Source organism: Burkholderia stabilis, from assembly GCF_001742165.1.
GTDB classification, from domain to species: Bacteria; Pseudomonadota; Gammaproteobacteria; order Burkholderiales; family Burkholderiaceae; genus Burkholderia; species Burkholderia stabilis.
This window is the reverse complement of the sequence record NZ_CP016442.1, coordinates 1,498,309-1,520,672: the sequence shown is the minus strand read 5'-3', so window position 1 is coordinate 1,520,672 and position 22,364 is coordinate 1,498,309. Positions and strand designations below refer to the sequence as shown.

Here is a 22,364-nt window from a genome sequence, read left to right as displayed (position 1 = left end):
TGCCAGCCGTCACGCGGCCTGCCAGTACGCGTCGAGGCGCGCGATCAGCGCGTCGCGTTGCGCCGGTTCGACGAACGACGCCTCGAAGCCGTTGCGGATCACCGCATGGACTTCGGCATCCGTGAGCTGCAGCCCCGCGACCGTCGCGAAGTAGTTTTCGTTGACGTAGCCGCCGAAATAGGCCGGATCGTCGGAGTTGATCGTCACGGCGACGCCGCGATCGAGCAGCGCCTTCAGCGTGTGCTTCGCCATGTCGTCGAACACGCACAGCTTCAGGTTCGACAGCGGGCACACGGTGAGCGCCGTGCGCGTCGCGGCGAGGCGCTCGACGAGCGCCGCGTCCTCGATGCTGCGCACGCCATGGTCGATCCGGTCGACCTTCAGCACGTCGAGTGCTTCATAGATGTAGGCGGGCGGGCCTTCCTCGCCCGCATGCGCGACGAGCTTCAGCCCGAGCGCACGCGCTTTTTCGAACACGCGCGCGAATTTCGTCGGCGGATGGCCGAGCTCGGACGAATCGAGGCCCACGCCGATCAGGCGATGGCGATAGCGCTCGAACAGCGGCAATGCGGATTCGAACGTCGCGAGCGCGTCCTCTTCGGACAAGTGGCGCAGGAAACACAGGATCAGCTTGCTCGACAGCCCGCGCTGCTCGGCATCGGCGAGTGCGCGTTCGATGCCGGCGACGACCGTCTCGATCGGCACGCCGCGCTCGGTGTGCGTCTGGGGGTCGAAGAACAGCTCGGTATGGGCGACGTGGTCGGCCAGCGCGCGTTCGCAGTACGCGGCCGTCATGTCGTAGAAATCCTGCTCGGTCAGCAGCACGCTCGCGCCTGCGTAATAGATGTCGAGGAACGACTGCAGGTCGGTGAACGCGTACGCCGCGCGCAGCGCGTCGATCGAGTCGTACGCGAGCTTCACGCCGTTGCGCTGCGCGAGCGCGAAAATCAGTTCGGGCTCGAGCGAGCCTTCGATATGGATGTGCAGCTCCGCTTTCGGCGCGCGGGCAATCTTGTCCTTGAATGTCGGGGTCATGGCGTCGTTCTTGGTCGGTCAGTGTGTAGGGGAAGCCAGCGCGGGCGCGTTCGCCTCGACGGCCTGCAGCAACTGCGCAGCCACCGAGATCGCGATCACTTCGGGCGCCTTGTCGATGATGCCTTCGACACCGATCGGGCAGCGCATTCGCGCGACCTGGGCCGGGTCGATGCCGATCGCCGCGAGGCGATGATCGAACTGCGCACGTTTCGCGTGCGAGCCGGTCATCCCGAAGTAGGCGTAGTCGCCGCGTCGCAGGATGCGCTCGGCCAGCACGAAATCGAGTGCGTGGTCGTGCGTCATCACGACGAAGTAGGACTGCGGCGGCGCCGTGTCGACGGCGTCGGCCGGGGCAGCGGCCGCGTCGATCGCGAGATTGCCGATGCCGGCGAGCGCTTGCGCCGGCGGGAACACCGCGTCAGGCCCGTCGATCCAGCGCACGTGGCACGGCAGCGTCGCGAGCACCTTCACGAGCGCGGTGCCGATGTGCCCGGCGCCGAACAGCATGACGGGGAACGCATACGGCGCGATCGTTTCGGTCATCAGCGATACGCCGCCGGTTTCCCACAACAGGCAATCGGCACGCGCGGCCGGCGATTCGGGCTCGCTCAGCAGCGGCGCGCCCGGCGAGGGGCCGAATGATACGCTACGCACGGTCGCGGCGCCCGCCGCGACGCGTTTCGCGAGCGACATGATCCAGCCGAGATCACCGACGTCGAGCCGCTCGAATGCGAGCACGACCGCGCCGCCGCAACACTGGCCGAGGCTCGGGCCAAGCGCGAACCGTTCGAGCCTGCGCGCGTGGGATACGTGCGCGCCATCCTTCAGCAGATGCCGGGCGGTTTCGATCGCCTTCCATTCCAGATGACCGCCGCCGATCGTATGGCGGGCCATGTCACGCGTGACGAGCATCTTGGTGCCGGCTTCGCGCGGCGCGGAGCCGTCGGTGTGCGCGACCGTCACGAGCACGGCCGCTTCGCCGTGCGCGAGAAGTTGCTGCAGATCGCCGAGCCAGGCTTCCATCAGCGCGCTCCGTTCGAAACGACGCGGCACGACACGCGGCGCGGGCTGGCGGACGCGGCGGCAACGAGAACGGACGGGAGCGGGGCAGGCCGGCCGCACGGCTGATGCGGTGCGGCGGCAGCGCGCCGGATGCGCGCGCGAACGGCACCGCGGGACACGCGGACGCCATGAGGGTGACGGATGCGGATGGTTTGCGTTGTCATGATGAATTCACTCGACATTGCGGATCGGGCGCGCGTTACGCAGGGGTGGTGAGACCGCCTGGCCTCGCGCACGTAGATCGCCATCCAGTCGCGAAGATAGCACCGCGAGGCAGCGGGAACATTGCCGGGCGGTGATCCGGGCTATCAGGAGGCGATCATGTCGATCATAGGCCCGCCGCGCGGGATCGGGGCATCGATGCGTGTACATCGGGCCGAAACGCTTGCGTGGCGGGGCGTGGGCGCGGAAGTCGCGCGACGCGCGCCGGCCCGGAAATCCGGGCGGCGGCGGGGTAGGTGTTTACACGCGGCCGGCCTGGTGCAGCCGGCCGGCGCTGCCGGCGAAAGCGCCTGGCGGGGCCGGGCAATGGCGCGCCGACGGTGCGCGGCGCGACTGATCGGGCCGCACGCGAGGCGGCGCGAAACCGGTCGGCCGGTCAGGCCACGAGCTTGCGGCGATGGCGCCAGAGGCTCGCGACGACGGCAAGCAGGATCGCGGCGAAGCCGATCAGCGACCAGCCGGGCAGCAGGATGCCGAGGATCGGCGGATAGACGGTTTCGCACAGCCCGGCGACCTTGAACATGCCGGGGAACCACTGCGCGGGCGGCAGGCTGTCGACGATCGGCTGCAGCGTGTCGAAGCCGCAGCTGAAGCCCGGATTCATCTGGATCGACAGGTGTCGCGCGGCCGTGCCGACGCCGCCGGCCGCGGCGATCGCGATCAGCAGCTCGAGCACCCAGACGCCGCGCCAGTTGCGGATCCCGGCGGCCAGGAACGCGAAGATCCCGATCGCGGCAAAGAAGTAGCGCTGGATGATGCACAGCGGGCACGGATCTTCGTTCTTCACGTACTGCAGGTACAGCGCACCGGCCAGCAGCGCGATGCAGATCCAGCCGAGCAGCATCAGCAGGCGGCGTTCGCGGCGTAGTGCAAGCGTGTAGTCGTTCATGTCGGCGGGGTTCCTCGTCGGTCGGTCCGGAAAACAATCGCGCGATTTTAGCGCGAACGGTCTGGCACGAAACTGACAGCGCGCGTGCGGCACCCTGCCGCACCGCGCGTCGCCCGCCGCCGGTCGGCTTGCGCGGTCAGCGGATCGTATTGAGCACGGCCTCGACCGACTGGCCGATCGAGAGCAGCGCGTCGTCGCGATGCGGCGCCGCCGCGAGCATCAGGCCGACCGGTGCCGCGTCGCGCGGGTGGCACGGCAGCGACAGCGAGCACGCGTCGAGGAAGTTGAACGCGCTCGGGTTGCGCAGGATCAGCGCATTGGTGCGCGTGAACGCGTCGTCCGCTTCGAGGTCGGCGATTCGCGGCGGCACGACCGGCACCGTCGGCGCAACGAGTGCATCGAAGCGCGCCCAGACGGTGTGCGCGGCCTCGTCGAGCATCGCGGTGCGCGCGGCGAGCAGGTCGAGATAATCGGCCGCGCTCGCGGGCTCGCCTTTCAGGATGCGGGTGAGTACGCGCGGGTCGTACTGGTCGCGATGCTGCGCGAGCAGCGGGCGATGCCACGCGTACGCCTCGATCGGCGAGAAGCCGAAGCGGTTGATGTCCGGCAGCCGGTCGAGCGCGGGGAAGCGCACCTCCGTGACGATCGCGCCGGCGGCTTCGAGATGCTTGAGCGCGGTGTCGAGCGCGGCCGCGACGTCGGCATCGACACCATCGGTCACGTAGTTCGTCAGCACGCCGAGCCGCACGCCTTCGAGCGGCCGCGCGGCCGGCACGTGCGGCTCCAGGCCCGCGAGCATCCGGTCGACGAGCGCGCAGCATGCGACGGACAGGCCGATCGGCCCGAACGAGTCGAGCGTCGTCGACAGCGGCACGCCGCCTTGCGTCGGAATCCGGCTCGCGGTCGGCTTGAAGCCCGTCAGCCCGCACAGCGCGGCCGGAATGCGGATCGAGCCGCCCGTGTCGGTGCCGAGCGCGACGGCAGCCATCCCGTCGGCGACCGATGCGCCCGCACCCGACGACGAGCCGCCGGAAATCCGTGCATCGCCCGGCACGTCGCGGTGGTACGGCGAGCGCGGATTGCCGAAGTGCGGATTCAGCCCGAGCCCCGAGAACGCGAACTCGCTCATGTTCGTGCGGCCGACCAGCACCGCGCCCGCCCGCTTGAGCCGTGCGACCGCGACTGCGTCGGTGCTGGCGGCCGGCGCGCCGTCGAGCACGCGCGAACCGGCGCGCGTCACCTGGCCCGCGACGTCGAACAGGTCCTTGACCGACACGGGGATGCCCGCGAGCGGCGACAACACGGTGCCCGCGGCGCGCAGGCGGTCGTGTGCGTCGGCGGCGGCGCGCGCGTTGTCGGCATCGACTTCGGTGAAGACGACGGCGCCCTGGCCCGACGGATCGGCGATCCGGTCGAGCGCGGTGTCGACGAGCGCGCGGCTCGTGGTCCGGCCGGCGGCGAGGTCGGCGGCGAGCTGGGCGAGCGGGGGGAAGGGCGTGAAAGTGGTCATGGTCGGCTCAGGGGCGAAGATGTTGAAGAAGCGTGGAGCGGAACGAATCGATATGGCTTTCGACGGCCGTGCGCGCGCCGGCGGCGTCGCGCGCGGACAGCCGTTCGAACAGTTCGCGGTGTTCGTGCTGGACGTCGGCGAGATGGTGGGGTTCGGACAGCGTGACGAACCAGAAGCGCAGCGAACGCTCGTGCAGCGCGCGCAGGATCTCGGCGAGAACCGCATTGCGCGCGGCCGCGGCGATCGCCTGATGGAACGCGCGGTCGAGCTCCATCATGCCTTCGACGTCGTGCGTGTCGACGCAGGCTTGCCCGTCGTCGAGCAGCGCGGCCATGCGCGCGAGATCGTCGGGCGTCGCGTGGCGCGCGGCGAGCTCGGCGCAGTACGCTTCGTTGATGCGCCGCACGTCGATCACCGCGACGATGTCGTCGAGCGACAGCGGCTGCACCATCAGGCCCTTGCGCGGCATCACGGACAGCAGCCCTTCGAGCACGAGCCGATGGACGGCCTGGTGCACCGGCGTGCGGCCGATCCCTGTGCGCGCGACGAGGTCGGCCTCGTTGAGCGCGGCGCCCGGCTTCAGGCGCATCGTGATGATGTCGCGCTGGATCAGCGTGTATGCGCGGTCGGCGAGACTGATTGCCGACGCGGCGGGATGGTCGCGGGTGACGTCGGTCAAGGCATTCATGCGGGCGGCGGCGCGGCGGCCGAATGGGGCGCGATCATGGCGCAGGCGATCGGGAAGCGTGGACGATGCGTGGATATTATTGTGATATATCACTGGTGTCCAGTGCGTTCGGCAACACGCCGCCGCTGCCGGCGCGCGAATGCTCCGGCGCGCGGTTTGACGTCGACTTGCAACAATATCGACAGGATGTTGCAGGTTCGCCGCGCGATCGCGCACTTGAAGCATAATGAATCCTCGTCAATCCATACGCGCGAGCGACGTACCAGACCATCGTCATGAGCGAAACCACGCCTTCCCCGGCCGGTCTGCCCGGCACCTTTTCCGCTTCTTCCGATTCTCCCCGTCCCGATCCGGCGAAAACGCCCGATGCGCCGGCAGCGCAGGCCGCCGCGCAAAGCGTTGCCGTGGACGGTGCCTCGCCGGTCACGGCCGCGTCCGAACCGGGTGCACCGGGCTCGACGGGTTCGACGATCGCCGCCGGCGATGGCGCCGCCGCGCCGTTGAAGCCCGGCGCACCGCCGCCCGGGTTCGGCGCGCCGCCCGATTTCGATACGCAGCGGCCGCCGCCCGCAAGCGCGCAGAACGCGCCGCCGGCCTACCTGAAGCAGAGCGACACGCCGTGGTCGGTGTTCGGCCGGATCGTGGCCGCCCGTGCGCGCCGGCTCTTCGACCGGGCCGGCCAGCGCATTACGCAGCGCACGCTGCGCATCGGCGTGTCGGCGCGGATCTTCCATCCGGAACCGGGTGCGAAGGGGCTGCGCGGCAAGACGCTGCAGTATCTCGAGGAATCGATCGCGCACTGGGTGATGTCGCGCGACGTGCTCGTGTTCATGATTCCGACCGTCGGCCATCAGGGCATGATTCACCCGAGCAACATCCGCCTGCGCGACTACGCGAAGCATCTCGACGGCCTGCTGCTGCAAGGCGGCGCCGACGTGTCGCCGCAAACCTACGCGGCATCGGACGTCCGCCCCGAATGGCCGGGCGATCGCGTGCGTGACATGTACGAGCTCGAGCTGCTGCACGAGTTCGTCGAATCCGGCAAGCCTGTCCTGGGCGTCTGTCGTGGTTGCCAGTTGATCAACGTCGCGTTCGGCGGCTCGCTGTACCAGGACATCGCCACCGATGTGCCGACCGCGAATGCGCACGTGAGCGAGCATTACGACCAGCATCGTCACGCGATCCGCTTCCCCGACACGTCGACGCTCGCGAGCATGTTCCCCGGGCGCAGCGAAGCGATCGTCAACTCGATCCACCATCAGGCGATCCGCGATCTCGGCCGCGATCTGAACATCGAGGCCGTGTCGGCCGGCGACGGGATCATCGAAGGCATCCGCCACCGGCGTTCGCCGTTCGTCGTCGGCGTGCAATGGCACCCCGAGTTCCATCGGGCGGGCGGCGCGGAACTGCTCGACTGCACGCCGCTGCTCGATGCGTTCCTGCGGGCGGCGCGCGAAACGCGCCTTTAGCAAGCGGCATTTTCCGCTTTGCCCGAAGGCCGGCCGCGTCCCGATTAATTCGAGATGCGGCCGTTTTGTTTTGAACGATAATCGCGAGTTCCGATTCGTTCGCCGGAGTCTGACGTTGGCTTTCCGAAATTTTTCCCCAGCACGATGCGCAACGTGGATCGTTGCGCTGGCCGCCTGCACGCAAGCGGGCGCGGCGTGGTCCGCCGACGCGACCGCGCCTGCCGCCGGTACGCGTCCCGCGGTCACGAGCCTGAGCGGCAATGCGGCGCCGGCGGCAACCGCCGCGTCCGCGACGGGCACGGCGTCGCAAGGCAACGTCGCCGAGTTGACGCAACTGCTGCACGACGGCCGGATCGTCGAGATGCGCACGACGTACAACGGCAGCTACGGCGCGAGCCTGATGTTCGATCCGCGCGAGATGACGTACTACGTCGCGCTGTTCCAGGACAAGCAATTGTGGCGCGTGATCCGGTCGCAGGAGAAGAGTCGCGCGGAGATGGTGTTTGCGAACTTCGTTCAGCAGACCGTGCAACTCGCCGATGTCGAGATTCGCCGTACCGAGCTGGAGGCGCAGAAGGCGTTTCTCGAGCGCGTGATCGCGCTGCAGGCGAATCGTGCGCAGCAGCTGCAGGCCGACCTGAGCGTCGCGCGCAGCCAGCAGGCCGAAGTCGCACAGCGGCAGAAATCGGCGCAGGAGCAGGCGCAGGCGCTGCAGATCGAGAAGCGGGCCGCGCAGGTGCAGTTGCGTGATCTGCAGGAACAGGTGCGGCAACTCGAGAAGCAGACCGAAACGGGGTTGCCCATGCGCAAGTGACGATTCGTCTGACGGACGGAGAGAAACGAGCAAAACCCGGCGAAGCGAGCTTCGCCGGGTTTTTTATTGCGTGGTGTCAGTGCGCGAACGTGTCCGGTGCGTCGGTCACGCGGCGGTGGGACAGTCGCGACGTCCAGTCGAAGCCGGCGGCGGGCGCGTGTGTCGCGCGGGTCGGCTGGTCGGCGCCTAGCGCGTTGGCCATTGCGATCAGCGTGAGCGGATCGTCGAGCGCGTCTGTGGCGGGCGGCCGCGACGCGAGCCGGTCGCGCGCGGCGGTGTGGGGCGTATCGCTCCGGGCCGGCGGACGGGCGGCGAGCCGCGTCACGGTCGGTGTCGGCGTGGGCGTTGCCGCCGTGTGCGGGCCGTTTGCACGATGCGGCGATGCAGCGGCGGTGCGTTGCACGTCGGGTGTCGCCTTCGGATGAAGCGACGCCGGACGATGCGTGACGCGGTGCGTGGCCGGTGGCGATTCCGCAGTGATCGCGACGGGGGCCGTTATCGCGGGCTCCGGTGGCACGATCGTCGAGATGCCGGGCTGGACCGCGACGACCTGCACGGAGCCGGTCGATGACGTGGCGTGATCCGGCACGACGCCGGTCGCGTGAAGCGCGTATGCAGGCTCGAAACCCGTGAGCGGTTCATGCGCGGCGATCAGCAGGCCGATGATGCCGAGTGCGCCGACGCTCCAGCAGGTTGCGTACATCGCACGCCGGTCGCGCGGGGCGGGGGGCATGCGTCGGGAGTGCCGGCTTGCGACGGCCGGCGCAGCCGGCGACGTTGCCGGCGTCGGCGCTGACGCCGCCAGCGGCAACGGCTTCCAGCGACATGCGTGGTGCGGTTTGTCGACGTCGATGCAGGACGTCGTCAACGTGGCGAGGCAGGGCTTGCCGGGCCGCGCGCCGGGCGCACCGCGAAATGTCCATTCGCGGCCGAACGACGGGACGTGATCGAGCGGGGCGACGCGAGGGCGGGCAAGCGCGCCTTCGACGGGAACGAGGGACGTTTGGGTCATGGGGGTGGCGCGTCGTGCGACACGGGCAGCCGTGTCGGCCGCGGTGCGGCGATGTCGTTGCAAATCGGGACATTGTGGTCAGCCGGAGAGAGCCGGTCGATCAGATCAATCTGATTTTTGCTTCCGCTTCGAGGCGACTCGTACGAGTCGAATACCGAGACGGCCGCCGCAGGGGCGACACAAGGCAAATGTCGGCTTGGCGTGGCATCATTCGCGGACCACGCCGGTGTGCGCGACGGTTCGTGCGTTGCGCCGCTGGCGGGCAGCGATGCCCGTGCACGCCGGATCGGCCCGGCGCGTCGCGCGTCATCGGATCCATGCGGCGCGGATTCGCGCCATCCGAGCTGAGCGAGAAAAACATGTCCACAGCGTCACACGCCATCGCGCAGGAATCGAAATTCCGCACCGTGTTCCGGGTCGTCAGCGGCAACTTCCTGGAAATGTACGACTTCATGGTCTACGGGTATTACGCGGCGGCCATCGCGAAAACCTACTTTCCGAGCGGCAACGCCTTCGCGTCGCTGATGCTGTCGCTGTCGGTGTTCGGCGCGGGCTTCCTGATGCGGCCGGTCGGCGCGATCGTGCTCGGCGCGTACATCGATCATCACGGCCGCCGCAAGGGGCTGATCCTGACACTCGGGCTGATGGCGATCGGCACGCTCACGGTGGCCGCGATACCGGGTTATGCGACGATCGGCGTGCTCGCGCCGGTGCTCGTGCTCCTCGGCCGGCTGCTGCAGGGTTTCTCGGCGGGCGTCGAGCTCGGCGGCGTGTCGGTCTACCTGTCGGAGATCGCAACGAAGGGCCACAAGGGGTTCTATACGTCGTGGCAGTCGGGCAGCCAGCAGGTGGCCGTCGTGTTCGCCGCGTTCGTCGGCGTGCTGCTGAACCGCGCGCTGCCGGCCGAGGAGATGACCGCGTGGGGCTGGCGCATTCCGTTCCTGATCGGCTGCCTGATCGTGCCGTTCCTGTTCCTGATCCGTCGTTCGCTGAAGGAGACCGACGAGTTCCTCGCGAAGCGTCATCGTCCGACGATGGGCGAAATCATGCGTTCGATGCTCGACAACTGGGGCATCGTGGTCGCCGGCATGGGAATGGTGATCATGACGACGGTGTCGTTCTACATGATCACGGCCTATACGCCGACCTTCGGCAAGGAAGTGCTGCACCTGTCGTCGCTCGACGCGCTCGTCGTGACCGTCTGCGTGGGCATCTCCAACCTCGTGTGGCTGCCGTTGTCAGGCGCGCTGTCCGACCGTATCGGCCGTCGCCCGGTGCTGATCGCGTTCACGGTGCTCACGCTGCTGACGGCTTACCCGGTCGTGCTGTGGCTCGTCGGCGATCCGTCGTTCCTGCGGCTGCTCGCGGTCGAGCTGTGGCTGTCGTTCCTGTACGGGTCGTACAACGGCGCGATGGTCGTCGCGCTGACCGAAGTGATGCCGGCCGACGTGCGCACGGCAGGCTTCTCGCTCGCGTACAGCCTTGCGACGACGATCGGCGGCTTCACGCCGGCAATCGCGACGCTGCTGATCCACGAGACGGGCAACAAGGCGGCGCCGGGGCTGTGGCTGAGCGTCGCCGCGATCTGCGGGCTGATCGCGACGCTCGTGCTGTATCGCACGCCCGAGGCGCGCAACCAGTACAAGGCGGCCTGACGGGCGCTTGTCCATCGCGCGGCGCGAGCCGCGTGCATCACATTGAAAAAGGGAGCGCAGCGCGCTCCCTTTTTTCGTCTGCGTTCGCGCTTTTACGCGTCGCGCAGCGTGCCCGCGACCGCAGCCGCCACGTCGACCCATTGCCCCGGCGCGGGCTGTCGCGCGATCCGGGCCTGCGGGTACCACGGGCAGTCGTCGCCGGTGAACCAGCGCCAGTCCGGCGCGAACGGCAGCATCACCCACAGCGGCTTGCCGAGCGCGCCGGCGAGGTGCGCCACCGCCGTATCGATCGTGACGACGCCGTCGAGCCGTTCGATCAGCGCGGCCGTGTCGGCAAAGTCGTTCAGCCGGCCGTCGAAACGATGCACGCGCGGATGCGCGTCCACGCGCGCGCGTTCGTCGTCGTCGAGTGCGGGCTGCAGCACGATCCAGTCGATGTCCGGCAGCGCGAGCAGCGGCGCGAGCGCATCGAACGGCATCGAGCGGTTTTCCTGCGCCTGCCGGCGCCCCGACCACGCGAGGCCGAACTTGCGCTTCGACTGCCCGCCGAGCGAGCCGCGGAAGTGCCGGCGGGCGCTGTCGGGTGCATCGAGGTAGCGCGACGGCACGGCGATGTCCGCCGGCTGAAGCCCGAGCAGGAACGGCAGGCTCATCAGCGTGCAGGCGACGTCCGCTGCCGGCGGTTTCGCGGCGCCCTGTGCGACGAGCGTCACGCGCCAGCGCGATGCGGCCGGCGCCAGCAGCGCAACGAGTTCCGGCTGTACTTCGAGCACGACGCGCGCGCAGCGTTCGCGGGCGAGCGGCACGAAGCGGACGAACTGCAAGGTGTCGCCGAACCCCTGTTCCGCGCGGATCAGCAGCGTGCGCGACGCGATCGGCTCGCCTTGCCAGCGCGGCAGTGCGCCGAGCGGCGTCGCACCCGGGGTCTCGTGGCGCGCTTCATACGCGGGCAGGCCGCGCGTGAAGTCGCCGAGCGTCAGTAGCGTGACCGCGCGGTGCAGTTGCGCGAGGGTGAGATCGGGCGCGACGCGCAGCGCCTGGTCGAATGCGCGCAGCGCCATCTCGTGCGCGCACAGCGCGTGGTGCGCGTTGCCGAGGTTCAGCCATGCGAGGCTGAATGACGGATCGAGACCGACGGCGCGCTCGTAGTAGGGCAGCGCATCGCGGTGACGCGCCTGCGCGCACAGCGCGTTCGCGAGCCCGAACAGCGCGAGCGGAAACGGCGGATGCAGCGCGAGCGCGGCTTCGAACGCGGCGGCGGCCTCTGCATGCCGGCCGACTGCGTCGAACGTGTTGCCGAGATTGAAATGCGCGGCGACGAAGCGCGGCTGCGCGGCGATCGCGGCCTGGAAGTGCGCGATCGCGTCGTCGGCGTGGCCCATTGCGCTCAGCGCCATCGCGAGGTTGTTGTGCGCGCCCGCATGCCCCGGGCGCAGCTCGAGCGCGCGACGGAAAGCGGCGAGCGCATCGTCGTGGCGGCCGAGCGCGTTCAGCGCGTTGCCGAGATTGTTGTGGATCGATGCGTCGTCGGGCGTGAGCCGCAGCGCGCGGCCGAACGCGTCGATCGCATCCTCGTGGCGCTGCAGTGCCGCATACGCGTTGCCGAGGTTGTAGTGCGCGAGCGGAAATTCGGGCGCGAGCGTCAGCGCGTTGCGAAAGCGGTCGATCGCCTCGTCGAGCCGGCCGAGCGCTTTCAGCGCGTTGCCGAGATTGAGTTGCAGCGCAGCGTCGCCCGGGCGCAGCGAGACGGCGCGGCCGACGAGATCGGCCGCTTCGGCATGCTGGCCCTGCTGGTGCCGCAGCACGCCGAACAGGTGCAGCGCGTCGGCGTCGGCGGGGTTGGCGGCGAGCGCGGCGCGATAGCCGTGCTCGGCGTCGGCCAGCCGGCCCGCGCGGTGTGCGGCGTACGCTCGGTCGAATGCGGAATCCATGACGCGAAAACTGGCGGAAAACACGTATTTTCCCACACAGCGCACAGGTGCCGCGTATCGGCCGGTCGGCATATGGCCCCGTCACGCGGAGCGGCGTAGACTTGCAGGGTCGCGTGTCATCGAGGTTCTCATGGCCGACACACTGTCCGATATCCCGCCCGTGCTGATCGTCGGCGCGGGGCCGACCGGCCTTGCCGCGGCGATGAGCCTCGCGCGGGCCCGCGTGCCGGTGCGCATCATCGATCGGCTCGCCGCGCCTGCGCCGTATTCGCGCGCGATCGGCATCCAGGCGCGCACGCTCGAACTGCTGGAGCAGCATCGTGCGGTCGAACCGTTTCTCGCGCTCGGTCATCGCGCGCATGCGGCTGCGCTGCATGCCGACGGCCGCGTGATTGCGCGGCTCGATTTCGACCCGCTCCAAACGCGCTATCCGTATCTGCTGTTTCTCGACCAGAGCATCACCGAGCGGCTGCTCGCCGAGCATCTGGCCGGGCTCGGCGTGACGGTCGAGCGCGGTGCGACGCTGTCCGCATGCGACACGGGCGGCACGTCGCTCGACGTGTCGATCCGCGGTGCCGACGGCCGCGACGAGTCGTTCGCGCCGTCGTACCTGATCGCCGCCGACGGCGCACACAGCACGGTCAGGCATCTGCTCGGCCTGGGCTTCGCCGGGCATACGTTCGAACAGACTTTCCTGCTGGCCGATTTCGCGGCGATCCCCGACTGGCCCGACGAAGAGATCCACCTGTTCACGACGCCAGAAGGCATGGCAGGCCTGTTTCCGATGGGCGGCGGCCGTTTCCGGCTCGTCGCCGACCGGCCGCCCCGCAGCGACGCGTCGCCCGACGCGTCGACCCCGTCGCTCGCGGAATGCGAGGCGATCGTGCGCGCGCGCGTCGGCGCGTCGATCTCGCCGAGCGATCTCGCGTGGTCGGCTTATTTCCATCTGCACAGCCGGATGGTCGACCGGTTGCGTCACGGCCGCGTGTTCTTCGCGGGCGATGCCGCGCACGTTCACAGCCCGGCCGGTGCGCAGGGCATGAACACGGGGATGCAGGAAGCGTTCAATCTCGGCTGGAAGCTCGCGCGCGTGCTCGGCGCGGGCACGCCCGAGCGGCTGCTCGACACGTATCACCTGGAGCGCCATCCGATCGAGCGCGACGTGTTGCGGCAAACGAGTTTCGTCACGCAGATGGTCGAAGCCGAAAGCGGCGCAATGAAGTTGCTGCGCGATCATGTCGTGCCGCTGCTGGCGTCGTTCGGGCCGATGCGCGACGCGGTGCGGCGCACGGTCAGCGAGCTCGGCGTGCAGTACCGGAAGAGTCCGCTCACGCTGGAACGCGTGCTCGACGGCGGGCCGCGCGCAGGCGAGCGCGCGCCCGATGCGCTCGTGCACGTGATCGACGGGCCGCTCGGTCAGGCGCCCGGTACGGCTCGGCTATACGACTTGCACGATCCGGCAAGCTTCACGCTGCTGCTGCTCGAGGAGCCGGTGGCGGCCGACGCCACCGAGGCGCCGCCGATGGCGGCCGATGCGCAGGCGCTTGTTCAGGGGCTCGAAAAGATCATGCCGGATGCGGTGCGCGTGTGGCGCGTCGCCGATGCCGAAGGCGATGGCGCCGCGCGGCTGGCGCAGGAGTACGGCCGCTCGCGGCCGGCGTTCTATCTGTTGCGGCCCGACGGTTATGTCGCCGCACGCGGGCGGACGGCGACCGACGCGAACGCGCTGCTGCGCCACTGCGAAAACTGGTTCGCGGGCCTGTCGCCGCCCGCGTAGCGGCGCGATCAGGCGCTCGCCGCGGCGGGCACGAGCGATGCGCGGTGCGCGGCGATCGCGGCGAGCACGATCGGCGCCGCACGTTGCGCGCCTTCGCCCGACGGATCGTCGAGCGCGGCGAGAAATGCGCGGCGCATCCGCGGCTCCCAGAAGCGCCGGATATGCTCGGCGATGCCGGTCAGCGCTTCGTCGCGATCGGGCATCGATTCGAAGAATGCGCCGATCTGGTTGGCCATGTCGATCAGGTGTCCGGTGTCCATCGCGTCCTCACTTGCCTGTCGTCGCGGTGGCGGGCGTGGCTGCGCGGCGTTCGAGCAGGTCGAGCTGCTCCGAGTTGAAGCGCGCGTACGCTTGCTGCCAGTCGGACGGTTGCGCGACGGGCATCACCTGCACGGCTGTCACCTTGTATTCCGGGCAGTTCGTCGCCCAGTCCGAGCTGTCCGTCGTGATCACGTTCGCGCCCGATTCGGGGAAATGGAACGTCGTGTACACGACACCCGGCTGCATGCGCTCGGCCACGAGCGCGCGCAACACCGTATGGCCGGCGCGCGATTCGATGCCGACCCAGTCGCCGGTCTTGATCCCGCGATCCTGCGCATCGTGCGGATGGATCTCGAGGCGATCCTCATCGTGCCATTGGACGTTGTCGGTGCGGCGCGTCTGCGCACCGACGTTGTATTGCGACAGGATGCGGCCCGTCGTCAGGATCAGCGGATAGCGCTGCGTGACCTTTTCCGGCGACGCAATGAACTGCGTGATCACGAAGCGCCCCTTGCCGCGCACGAATGCGTCGATGTGCATCGTCGGCGTGCCTTCCGGCGCATGCTCGTTGCACGGCCACTGGATGCTGCCGAGCGCGTCGAGCTTCGCGTACGACACGCCCGAGAAGGTCGGCGTGAGCTGTGCGATCTCGTCCATGATTTCCGACGGATGCGTGTAGTGCATGTCGTAGCCGAGCGCCTGCGACAGCAGCAGCGTCACTTCCCAGTCCGCGTAGCCGGCGAGCGGCGGCATCACCTTGCGCACGCGCGAGATGCGGCGCTCCGCGTTCGTGAACGTGCCGTCCTTCTCGAGGAACGTCGAGCCGGGCAGCAGCACGTGTGCATATTTCGCGGTCTCGTTCAGGAAGATGTCCTGCACGACAATGCATTCCATTGCCGACAGCGCGGCTGCGACGTGCTGCGTGTTCGGGTCCGACTGGACGATATCCTCGCCCTGGCAGTAGAGCCCCTTGAAGCTGCCGTCGAGCGCCGCGTCGAACATGTTCGGGATGCGCAGGCCCGGTTCCGGCTGCAGCGTAGCCGACCATGCTTCTTCGAATTGCGCGCGCACGATCGTGTCGCTGATGTGCCGGTAGCCGGGCAGTTCGTGCGGGAACGAGCCCATGTCGCACGAGCCCTGCACGTTGTTCTGGCCGCGCAGCGGATTGACGCCGACGCCTTCGCGGCCGATGTTGCCGGTGGCCATCGCGAGGTTCGCAATGCCCATCACCGTCGTCGAGCCTTGCGCGTGTTCGGTCACGCCCAGGCCGTAATAGATCGCGGCATTGCCGCCCGTCGCGTAGAGGCGCGCGGCAGCGCGTACCAGCTCGGCTGGCACGCCCGTCACGTCCGCGGTTGCCTCGGGCGAATTGTCGGCGCGCGAGACGAAGTCGCGCCATTGCTCGAATGCACGCGTCTCGCAGCGCTCGGCGACGAATGCGTCGGCGACGAGCCCTTCGGTGACGATCACGTGCGCGAGCGCGTTGACCATCGCGACGTTGGTGCCGGGGCGCAACTGCAGGTGGTGCGTGGCCTTCACGTGCGGGCCGTCGACGACGTCGATGCGGCGCGGGTCGATCACGATCAGCTTCGCGCCTTCGCGGACGCGCCGCTTCAGCCGCGAACCGAACACCGGGTGGCCGTCGGTCGGGTTCGCTCCCATCACGACGATCACGTCGGCCTGGCCGACCGACGCGAACGTCTGCGTGCCGGCCGATTCGCCGAGCGTCGTCTTGAGGCCATAGCCGGTCGGCGAATGGCACACGCGTGCGCAGGTATCGACGTTGTTGTTGCCGAACGCGGCGCGCACGAGCTTCTGCACGAGGTAGGTTTCCTCGTTCGTGCAGCGCGACGACGTGATGCCGCCGATCGAATCGCGGCCGTACTTCTGCTGCAGCTTGCGGAACTGCGTCGCCGCGTAGGTGAGCGCTTCGTCCCAGCTCACTTCGCGCCACGGATCGGTGATCTTCTCGCGGATCATCGGCTTCGTGATGCGATCCTTGTGCGTCGCATAGCCCCACGCGAAGCGTCCCTTCACACATGCGTGGCCTTCGTTTGCGAGGCCGTTCTTGTGCGGCGTCATGCGCACGACCTGCGTACCCTTCATCTCGGCTTTGAACGAGCAGCCGACGCCGCAGTATGCGCAGGTCGTCACGACCGAGTGCTCGGCCTGCCCGAGCTGCACGACGGATTTCTCTTGCAGCGTGGCCGTCGGGCATGCTGCAACACACGCGCCGCACGACACGCATTCCGACGCCATGAACGATTCGCTTTCGCCCGCGGCGACGCGCGACTCGAAGCCGCGCGCGGCGATCGTCAACGCGAACGTGCCCTGCGTTTCCTCGCAGGCGCGCACGCAGCGGTTGCAGACGATGCATTTCGACGGGTCGTACGTGAAGTACGGGTTCGATTCGTCCTTGCGGTCTTTCAGGTGATTCGCGCCATCGAAGCCGTAGCGCACTTCGCGCAGCCCGACGACGCCCGCCATGTCCTGCAGTTCGCAGTCGCCGTTGGCCGGGCAGGTGAGGCAGTCGAGCGGATGATCGGAGATGTACAGCTCCATCACGTTGCGGCGCAGCGACTGCAGCCGGTCCGACTGCGTGCGTACCTTCATGCCGGCTTCGGCAGGTGTCGTGCACGATGCCGGATAACCGCGCCGGCCTTCGATCTCGACGAGGCACAGCCGGCACGATCCGAACGGCTCGAGCGAATCGGTCGCACAGAGCTTCGGGACGTTGACGCCGGCTTCGATCGCCGCGCGCATCACCGACGTGCCGGCCGGCACCGTCACCGGCTGGCCGTCGATTTCGAGCGTGACGTCGGTATCGGCATGCCGTTGCGGCGTGCCGTAGTCGGTATCGTCGAACGGGTCGCGGGCGCGCGCCTGAGCGGCGCTCTTGCACGCGCATTGGCCCGAGCCGCAGCCGCCTTGGCGGACGTTGTTCGTGTCGAGGGACATGCAGGGCTCCTTCTGGGTCAGGCCGCAGCCTTGACCGGGCGCACCGCGGCATCCTTGCCGGCAGCGAGCCCGAAATCTTCGGGGAAATGGTCGAGCGCGGACAGCACCGGGTAGGGTGTCATGCCGCCCATCGCGCATAGCGAACCGGCCAGCATCGTGTCGCACAGGTCGCGCAACAGCGTGACCTGTCGCTCCGACGTATCGCCGTGACGGATGCGCGCGATCGTCTCGACGCCGCGCGTCGAACCGATCCGGCACGGCGTGCACTTGCCGCACGATTCGATCGCGCAGAACTTCATCGCGTATTCGGCAAGCTCGGCGAGGTTCGACGTGTCGTCGTGCAGCACGATGCCGCCATGGCCGACGACCGCACCGATCGCCGTATACGCTTCGTAGTCGAGCGGCACGTCCCACTGATGGTCGGGCAGGTAGGTGCCGAGCGGGCCGCCGACCTGCGCGGCGCGTGCCGGCCGGCCGCTTGCCGTGCCGCCGCCGAAGTCGAACAGCAGCTCGCGCAGCGTGACGCCGAACGCAAGCTCGACGAGGCCGCCGTGGCGGATGTTGCCCGCGAGCTGGAACGGCAACGTGCCGCGCGAGCGACCCATTCCGTAATCGCGATAGAACGCGGCGCCGCGCGCGAAGATCACGGGCGCCGTGGCGAGCGTGATCACGTTGTTGATGACGGTCGGCTGGCCGAACAGTCCGGCGAGCGCGGGCAGCGGCGGCTTCGCGCGCACGACGCCGCGCTTGCCTTCGAGCGATTCGAGCAGCGCCGTTTCCTCGCCGCACACGTACGAGCCCGCGCCTTTCGCAACGTGCAGCTCGAACGCATGGGCTGAGCCGAGCACGCGTTCGCCGAGCCAGCCGGCTTCGCGGGCACGCACGATCGCGGCTTCGAGCGTCGCGATCGCGTGCGGGTATTCGCTGCGCACGTAGATGTAGCCGACCGTCGCGCCGGTCGCGATGCCCGCGATGATCATCCCTTCGATCAGGCAGTACGGATCGCATTCCATGAGCAGGCGATCGGAGAACGTGCCCGAATCGCCTTCGTCCGCATTGCAGACGATGTACTTCTGCGCGGCGCTCGCTTGCCGGACCGTGCGCCACTTGATGCCGGCCGGGAACGCCGCGCCGCCGCGGCCGCGCAGCCCCGATTCGATCAGCGTTTCGCACGCGGCATTGCCGTCGAGCGCGAGCGCGTTCTTCAGGCCGGCGAGGCCTTCGTGTTGCAGGTAGTCGTCGATCGACAGCGGATCGGTCAGGCCGATGCGTGCGAACGTGAGGCGCTGCTGGCGCGCGAGATAGGGCAGTGCGTCGACAATGCCGACGCCGCTCGGATGGGCGCCGCCTTCGAGCCAGTTCGCGTCGAAGAGGGACGGCACGTCGGCGGCCGACAGGTTCGCATAGCCGACGCGGCCGGCGGCCGTGCCGACCTCGACGAGCGGCTCGAGCCACAGCAGCCCGCGCGAGCCGTTGCGGACGAGCTCGACGGCGACGCCGCGCCGTTCGGCTTCCGCCACGATCGCGGTGGCGAGCGCGTCGGCGCCGAGCGCCAGCGCGGACGAATCGCGCGGAACGTAGATGCGGGTCGTCATGCGGCCTCCGGAGTATGGGCGACCGCATCGGCCAGCAGCGCGTCGAATTTCTCCGGCGTGACCTTCGCGTGCAGCACGCCGTTGACCGTCATCGACGGCGACTGTGCGCACAGCCCGAGGCAGTAGACCGATTCGAGCGCGACGGCGTCCGGCGCATGCGTCTGGGCGGCATCGCCATGCGCGGCATCGAACCGACAGCCGGTGCGGGCTTCCGCATGGGCGGCCAGCGTTTCGCAACCCATGCTGCGACACGCCTCGGCGCGGCACATCTGGATCGTGACGCGCGCAGGCGGCGCGGTGCGGAAGTGGTGGTAGTAGGTCAGGACGCCGTGCACTTCCGCGCGCGACAAGTTGAGCACCCTGGCGAGCGGCGCGACGCAGCCCGGCGGCACGTAGCCCGCGTCGTCCTGGATCGCGTGCAGGATCGCGACGAGCGACCGGCCGGCGCGCGCATGGCGCTCGACGAGCGCGTCGGGCGCATGGGAATTCGGGGACATCAGCTATGCTCCTCCAAAGTCTCATATGCGCTGGAATTTCATATAGTGCGCATCGCGACTTCGTTCTGATTGATTTTGACCAACGATAAGCGGAAGATTTCGCGGTCGCAATAGGAAATCGGAGTACATAATTGATTCGCATCGAATGCGACGCGTATCTGACCGTACGCGACACGGAAGGTCGTACGGCCAGTCTGTCGGATGTCGCGCCACTGCTGGAACTCGTGGCTGACACGGGCAGCATTGCGCAGGCCGCCCAAGCGAAAGGACTGTCCTACCGGCACGCGTGGGGCATGTTGCGCGCGCTGGAAGCGTGCATCGGCGGGGAACTGATCGAAACCGCGCGCGGCAAGGGCTCGACGCTGTCGGAGCTCGGGCAGGCAGTCGTCGATGCGCAGCGTCTCGCGCGCAGCCGGCTCGATGGAAACCTGCGCACGCTGGCGGCCGAAGTGGCCAGCGACCTGAACCGGCGGCTCGCGCAGCGCGACGGCGCCGTGCGCATCCACGCGTCGCACGGTTACGCGGTCGCGACGCTCGTCTCCGCGCTCGTCGATGTGCAGGCGGCCGTCGACATCAAGTATCGCGAGAGCGTCGAGGCTGTGCAGGCGCTCGCGCGCGGCGAGTGCGACCTGGCCGGTTTCCATCTGCCGCGCGGCGCGTTTCGCGCGCAGTGCGCACAGATCTACCGGCCGTGGCTCGACGATACGCGCCATGTCCTGATTCACCTCACGCGCCGTCAGCAGGGGCTGTTCGTGCCGCGCGGCAATCCGAAGCAGGTCCGCGGGCTCGCAGACCTCGCGCGCAACGACATCCGCTTCGTCAACCGGCAGCCGGGGTCGGGCACGCGCATGCTGCTGGATCTGGCATTGCGTGCGATCGGCATCGATCCCGAGCGCATCGACGGTTATGCGTCGGCCGAGCTCACGCATTCGGCGATCGCGGCGTTCGTCGCGAGCGGGATGGCCGATCTGGGCTTCGGCGTCGAGCCGGCCGCCCACCATTTCGGGCTCGATTTCATTCCGGTTGTCGACGAGGACTATTACTTCGCGTGCGAACGCGCGCGGCTCGACGCACGGCCGCTTGCCGGCGTGCTCGCGTTGTTGCGCGATGCGCGTTTCGTCGAGCGCGTCGCGCATCTCGACGGCTACGATCCGGCCGCGTGCGGAACGCTGACGAGCATCGCGGCGGGGCTGGCCGGCGACGATGGCGCGAGCGCGCCGGACGGCAATTCCCGGTAACGGGGACGCGATCGGACCGCGCTGCAGCAGCGGGGGATTTGCGCTACGCTTGCCGCTTGATCAACGTTCCAACAAGCACGCCGTTCAGGCGTCATTCCGCCATGAAATTTTCCGTTCCCCTCGCCGCGGCAGCGTTGACCGCGGGGCTGCTGGTCGCTGCTTCGCCGTTTGCGTTCGCGCAGAATTCGCCGGGTGTTCCCGGTGGGATCCTGAGCGAGCAGTTTCGCCTGAACGAGCATCCACAGATGCCGTTCGCGGCGTCGACGCCGTCGCAGAAATTCCAGAGCGGCAAGAAATCTGCGTTGCGCCGCAAGGGCGACCTGGGCGACCCGAACGGTTGCAACCTGAAGTGCCCGTTGGATACCCAGTAATGCGCGGCAGGCGCGCTTGCGCCTGCGTCGTGCCGTGTCGGTTCAACAGGCAGGTGGATGTGCGTCGGCACATCGGTTTGGCCGTTTGACCGGCGAGATTGCCGGCGTGTCGTGCAATTCCGTTCGAGCCCCGCGAAACGCCATCGTTTCGCGGGGCTCGTGCTTTTCGGCGAGTCGTCGTGCGATGCGATGCGCTGCCGGACGAGGCCGGCGTTCGCGGATTGCTCGTCCGACAGGCGATTTAGGGTTAACCCGTAAATCAGGAAGGATGTCTTCCAGAAACCTGCCTTATTCTTAAGCATCCGCCTACATAAACTTCGGTTTGTCAGCGCTGAACAAGGTGTTCACCGCGGAAACAGACAAATCTGGAGGTAGGTCATCATGAAGTCGCTCGTTCAAGCTGTTGTCGTTGCTGCCGCTCTCGTTGCCCCGGTCGTGTCGTTTGCCCAATCGGGCTCGACGATCACCCGCGCACAGGTCCGCGCCGAACTGGTCCAGCTCCAACAGGCAGGTTACAACTCGGCCCGCGGTGAAGATCCGCACTATCCGGAAGCGATTCAGGCCGCAACGGCGCGTATCGCGGAACAACAACGCAGCGCGCTGGCGCAAGGTACCGATGTCAGTGGATACGGTGCACAGGCCCAGGGCGCGTCGGCATCGGGTTCGCGTGCAATGGGCGTGCGCCCGGCCAGCGCTGAAGAAATGAAGTCGCTGTATCGCGGCAGCTAAGTCGTGCACCGCCCGGTGTACATGAGCAGCGGGTGCGGCGAAGCGTCGCGCCCGGGGCAACCGGGTTGGCCGCCGCCCGGCGCGACCGATGATTGCGCGGGCGCGGCAGAACATTCGTCACCTCCTGCCGCCGGGATACCGGCGGCATTCCGCCCGGCCCGCCCGTGGCCGGGCGCTTTTTCAGGCGGAGTGGGGTGCATGCGGCTCGCCGGCAACAAAAAACCCCGCTGACTTGCGTCTGCGGGGTTCGTGCGACGAGCGCGGAATTTGGTGGAGGCGGCGGGAATCGAACCCGCGTCCAGAAGCGCTCCACGACTAGTTCTACATGTTTAGTTCAGTCATTTGATTTAACCGCAGCGACGCGGACGAACACGCTGCACTACGGCGATTCGCTAAATTTTCGACCCTGGCGTCGCGACGCCGACAGAGCTTAACTGACGTAAATGACCTCTGGCGGTATTGCTACCGGTCTTGCGACACTAGCCCGTCAGTGAACTAGGCAGAGGACGGCGGCCCTTAGGCTGCCAGTGCGAACGTATCGTCGTTTGCAGTTACGATTTTCCCATTGATTAACGAGGTGACGGGTCCTCGACATGCCCTAGCCGCTTCACAACCCCTGTCGAAACCAGGTCGCCCCCGCGGATAAGATCG

General features: G+C 68.3%; 18 protein-coding genes and 1 other RNA gene. 7 read left to right on the top strand and 12 right to left on the bottom strand.

Going from position 1 to position 22,364, the window contains the following annotated elements; all coding sequences use genetic code 11:
* Nucleotides 1-9 precede the first annotated feature (9 nt).
* The 5 genes from BBJ41_RS07065 to BBJ41_RS07045 form a co-directional block, all read right to left on the bottom strand.
* Entirely contained in the window at nucleotides 10-1,035 is a 1,026-nt protein-coding gene (locus tag BBJ41_RS07065; RefSeq protein WP_069745909.1) for an adenosine deaminase, read from the bottom strand.
* A gap of 18 nt (nucleotides 1,036-1,053) precedes the next feature.
* Complete coding sequence (gene xdhC / locus BBJ41_RS07060) at nucleotides 1,054-2,058, bottom strand: xanthine dehydrogenase accessory protein XdhC (protein ID WP_069745908.1); 1,005 nt, start codon at nucleotides 2,056-2,058, stop codon at nucleotides 1,054-1,056.
* A 637-nt stretch (nucleotides 2,059-2,695) separates the two neighbouring features.
* Nucleotides 2,696-3,208, bottom strand: a complete 513-nt coding sequence (locus BBJ41_RS07055; RefSeq protein ID WP_069745907.1) for a disulfide bond formation protein B — start codon at nucleotides 3,206-3,208, stop codon at nucleotides 2,696-2,698.
* A 136-nt stretch (nucleotides 3,209-3,344) separates the two neighbouring features.
* Nucleotides 3,345-4,718, bottom strand: a complete 1,374-nt coding sequence (locus tag BBJ41_RS07050) for an amidase (protein WP_069745906.1) — start codon at nucleotides 4,716-4,718, stop codon at nucleotides 3,345-3,347.
* 7 nt (nucleotides 4,719-4,725) lie between these two features.
* Nucleotides 4,726-5,406 (bottom strand): GntR family transcriptional regulator, encoded by a 681-nt coding sequence (locus tag BBJ41_RS07045; RefSeq protein WP_069745905.1) that lies wholly within the window; start codon nucleotides 5,404-5,406, stop codon nucleotides 4,726-4,728.
* A 275-nt stretch (nucleotides 5,407-5,681) separates the two neighbouring features.
* On the opposite strand from BBJ41_RS07045, the gene BBJ41_RS07040 reads away from it, so the two are divergent.
* Together BBJ41_RS07040 and BBJ41_RS07035 are read left to right on the top strand one after the other, a co-directional pair.
* The gene (locus BBJ41_RS07040; RefSeq protein WP_069745904.1) at nucleotides 5,682-6,875 is read left to right on the top strand and encodes a gamma-glutamyl-gamma-aminobutyrate hydrolase family protein; all 1,194 of its coding nucleotides are present in this window, start codon (nucleotides 5,682-5,684) and stop codon (nucleotides 6,873-6,875) included.
* A gap of 115 nt (nucleotides 6,876-6,990) precedes the next feature.
* Entirely contained in the window at nucleotides 6,991-7,689 is a 699-nt protein-coding gene (locus BBJ41_RS07035) for a DUF2968 domain-containing protein (RefSeq protein ID WP_069745903.1), read from the top strand.
* Nucleotides 7,690-7,765: 76 nt separating this feature from the next.
* Here BBJ41_RS07035 and BBJ41_RS07030 read toward each other — a convergent pair whose 3' ends face one another.
* A complete protein-coding gene (locus tag BBJ41_RS07030; RefSeq protein WP_069745902.1) occupies nucleotides 7,766-8,701 on the bottom strand; it encodes a hypothetical protein in 936 nt (311 codons plus the stop codon).
* A 359-nt stretch (nucleotides 8,702-9,060) separates the two neighbouring features.
* Between BBJ41_RS07030 and tcuC the strand changes: the two genes are divergently transcribed.
* Entirely contained in the window at nucleotides 9,061-10,356 is a 1,296-nt protein-coding gene (gene tcuC / locus BBJ41_RS07025) for an MFS transporter (RefSeq protein WP_069747616.1), read from the top strand.
* 92 nt (nucleotides 10,357-10,448) lie between these two features.
* Here tcuC and BBJ41_RS07020 read toward each other — a convergent pair whose 3' ends face one another.
* Nucleotides 10,449-12,287: a tetratricopeptide repeat protein gene (locus tag BBJ41_RS07020; protein ID WP_418222304.1), complete on the bottom strand. Its 1,839-nt coding sequence runs from the start codon at nucleotides 12,285-12,287 to the stop codon at nucleotides 10,449-10,451.
* A gap of 130 nt (nucleotides 12,288-12,417) precedes the next feature.
* Between BBJ41_RS07020 and BBJ41_RS07015 the strand changes: the two genes are divergently transcribed.
* Nucleotides 12,418-14,064 (top strand): FAD-dependent monooxygenase, encoded by a 1,647-nt coding sequence (locus BBJ41_RS07015; protein WP_069745900.1) that lies wholly within the window; start codon nucleotides 12,418-12,420, stop codon nucleotides 14,062-14,064.
* Between the two features lie 8 nt (nucleotides 14,065-14,072).
* Here the strand turns inward: BBJ41_RS07015 and BBJ41_RS07010 are convergent, their stop codons facing one another.
* Genes BBJ41_RS07010 through BBJ41_RS06995 form a run of 4 tightly spaced genes read right to left on the bottom strand, consistent with a single transcriptional unit; the run spans nucleotide 14,073 to nucleotide 19,375 of the window.
* Nucleotides 14,073-14,324, bottom strand: a complete 252-nt coding sequence (locus tag BBJ41_RS07010) for a formate dehydrogenase subunit delta (RefSeq protein ID WP_069745899.1) — start codon at nucleotides 14,322-14,324, stop codon at nucleotides 14,073-14,075.
* Between the two features lie 7 nt (nucleotides 14,325-14,331).
* Nucleotides 14,332-17,283 carry a formate dehydrogenase subunit alpha gene (gene fdhF, locus BBJ41_RS07005; RefSeq protein ID WP_069745898.1) on the bottom strand — a complete coding sequence of 984 codons (2,952 nt, stop codon included), beginning with the start codon at nucleotides 17,281-17,283 and terminating at the stop codon, nucleotides 14,332-14,334.
* Between the two features lie 17 nt (nucleotides 17,284-17,300).
* Nucleotides 17,301-18,878, bottom strand: a complete 1,578-nt coding sequence (locus tag BBJ41_RS07000; protein WP_069745897.1) for a formate dehydrogenase beta subunit — start codon at nucleotides 18,876-18,878, stop codon at nucleotides 17,301-17,303.
* Nucleotides 18,875-19,375, bottom strand: coding sequence for an NAD(P)H-dependent oxidoreductase subunit E (locus BBJ41_RS06995; protein ID WP_069745896.1), 501 nt, complete (start codon nucleotides 19,373-19,375; stop codon nucleotides 18,875-18,877). The genes BBJ41_RS07000 and BBJ41_RS06995 overlap by 4 nt, the downstream gene beginning before the upstream one ends.
* 131 nt (nucleotides 19,376-19,506) lie before the next feature.
* Here BBJ41_RS06995 and BBJ41_RS06990 point away from each other — a divergent pair, with 131 nt between their 5' ends.
* The 3 genes from BBJ41_RS06990 (at nucleotide 19,507) to BBJ41_RS06980 (ending at nucleotide 21,713) form a co-directional block, all read left to right on the top strand.
* Complete coding sequence (locus BBJ41_RS06990) at nucleotides 19,507-20,613, top strand: substrate-binding domain-containing protein (protein ID WP_069745895.1); 1,107 nt, start codon at nucleotides 19,507-19,509, stop codon at nucleotides 20,611-20,613.
* A gap of 101 nt (nucleotides 20,614-20,714) precedes the next feature.
* Nucleotides 20,715-20,984 carry a hypothetical protein gene (locus BBJ41_RS06985; protein WP_069745894.1) on the top strand — a complete coding sequence of 90 codons (270 nt, stop codon included), beginning with the start codon at nucleotides 20,715-20,717 and terminating at the stop codon, nucleotides 20,982-20,984.
* Between the two features lie 381 nt (nucleotides 20,985-21,365).
* The gene (locus tag BBJ41_RS06980) at nucleotides 21,366-21,713 is read left to right on the top strand and encodes a DUF4148 domain-containing protein (protein WP_069745893.1); all 348 of its coding nucleotides are present in this window, start codon (nucleotides 21,366-21,368) and stop codon (nucleotides 21,711-21,713) included.
* A gap of 268 nt (nucleotides 21,714-21,981) precedes the next feature.
* Here BBJ41_RS06980 and ssrA read toward each other — a convergent pair.
* Nucleotides 21,982-22,351, bottom strand: a transfer-messenger RNA (tmRNA) gene (gene ssrA / locus BBJ41_RS06975).
* Between the last annotated feature and the right edge of the window lie 13 nt (nucleotides 22,352-22,364).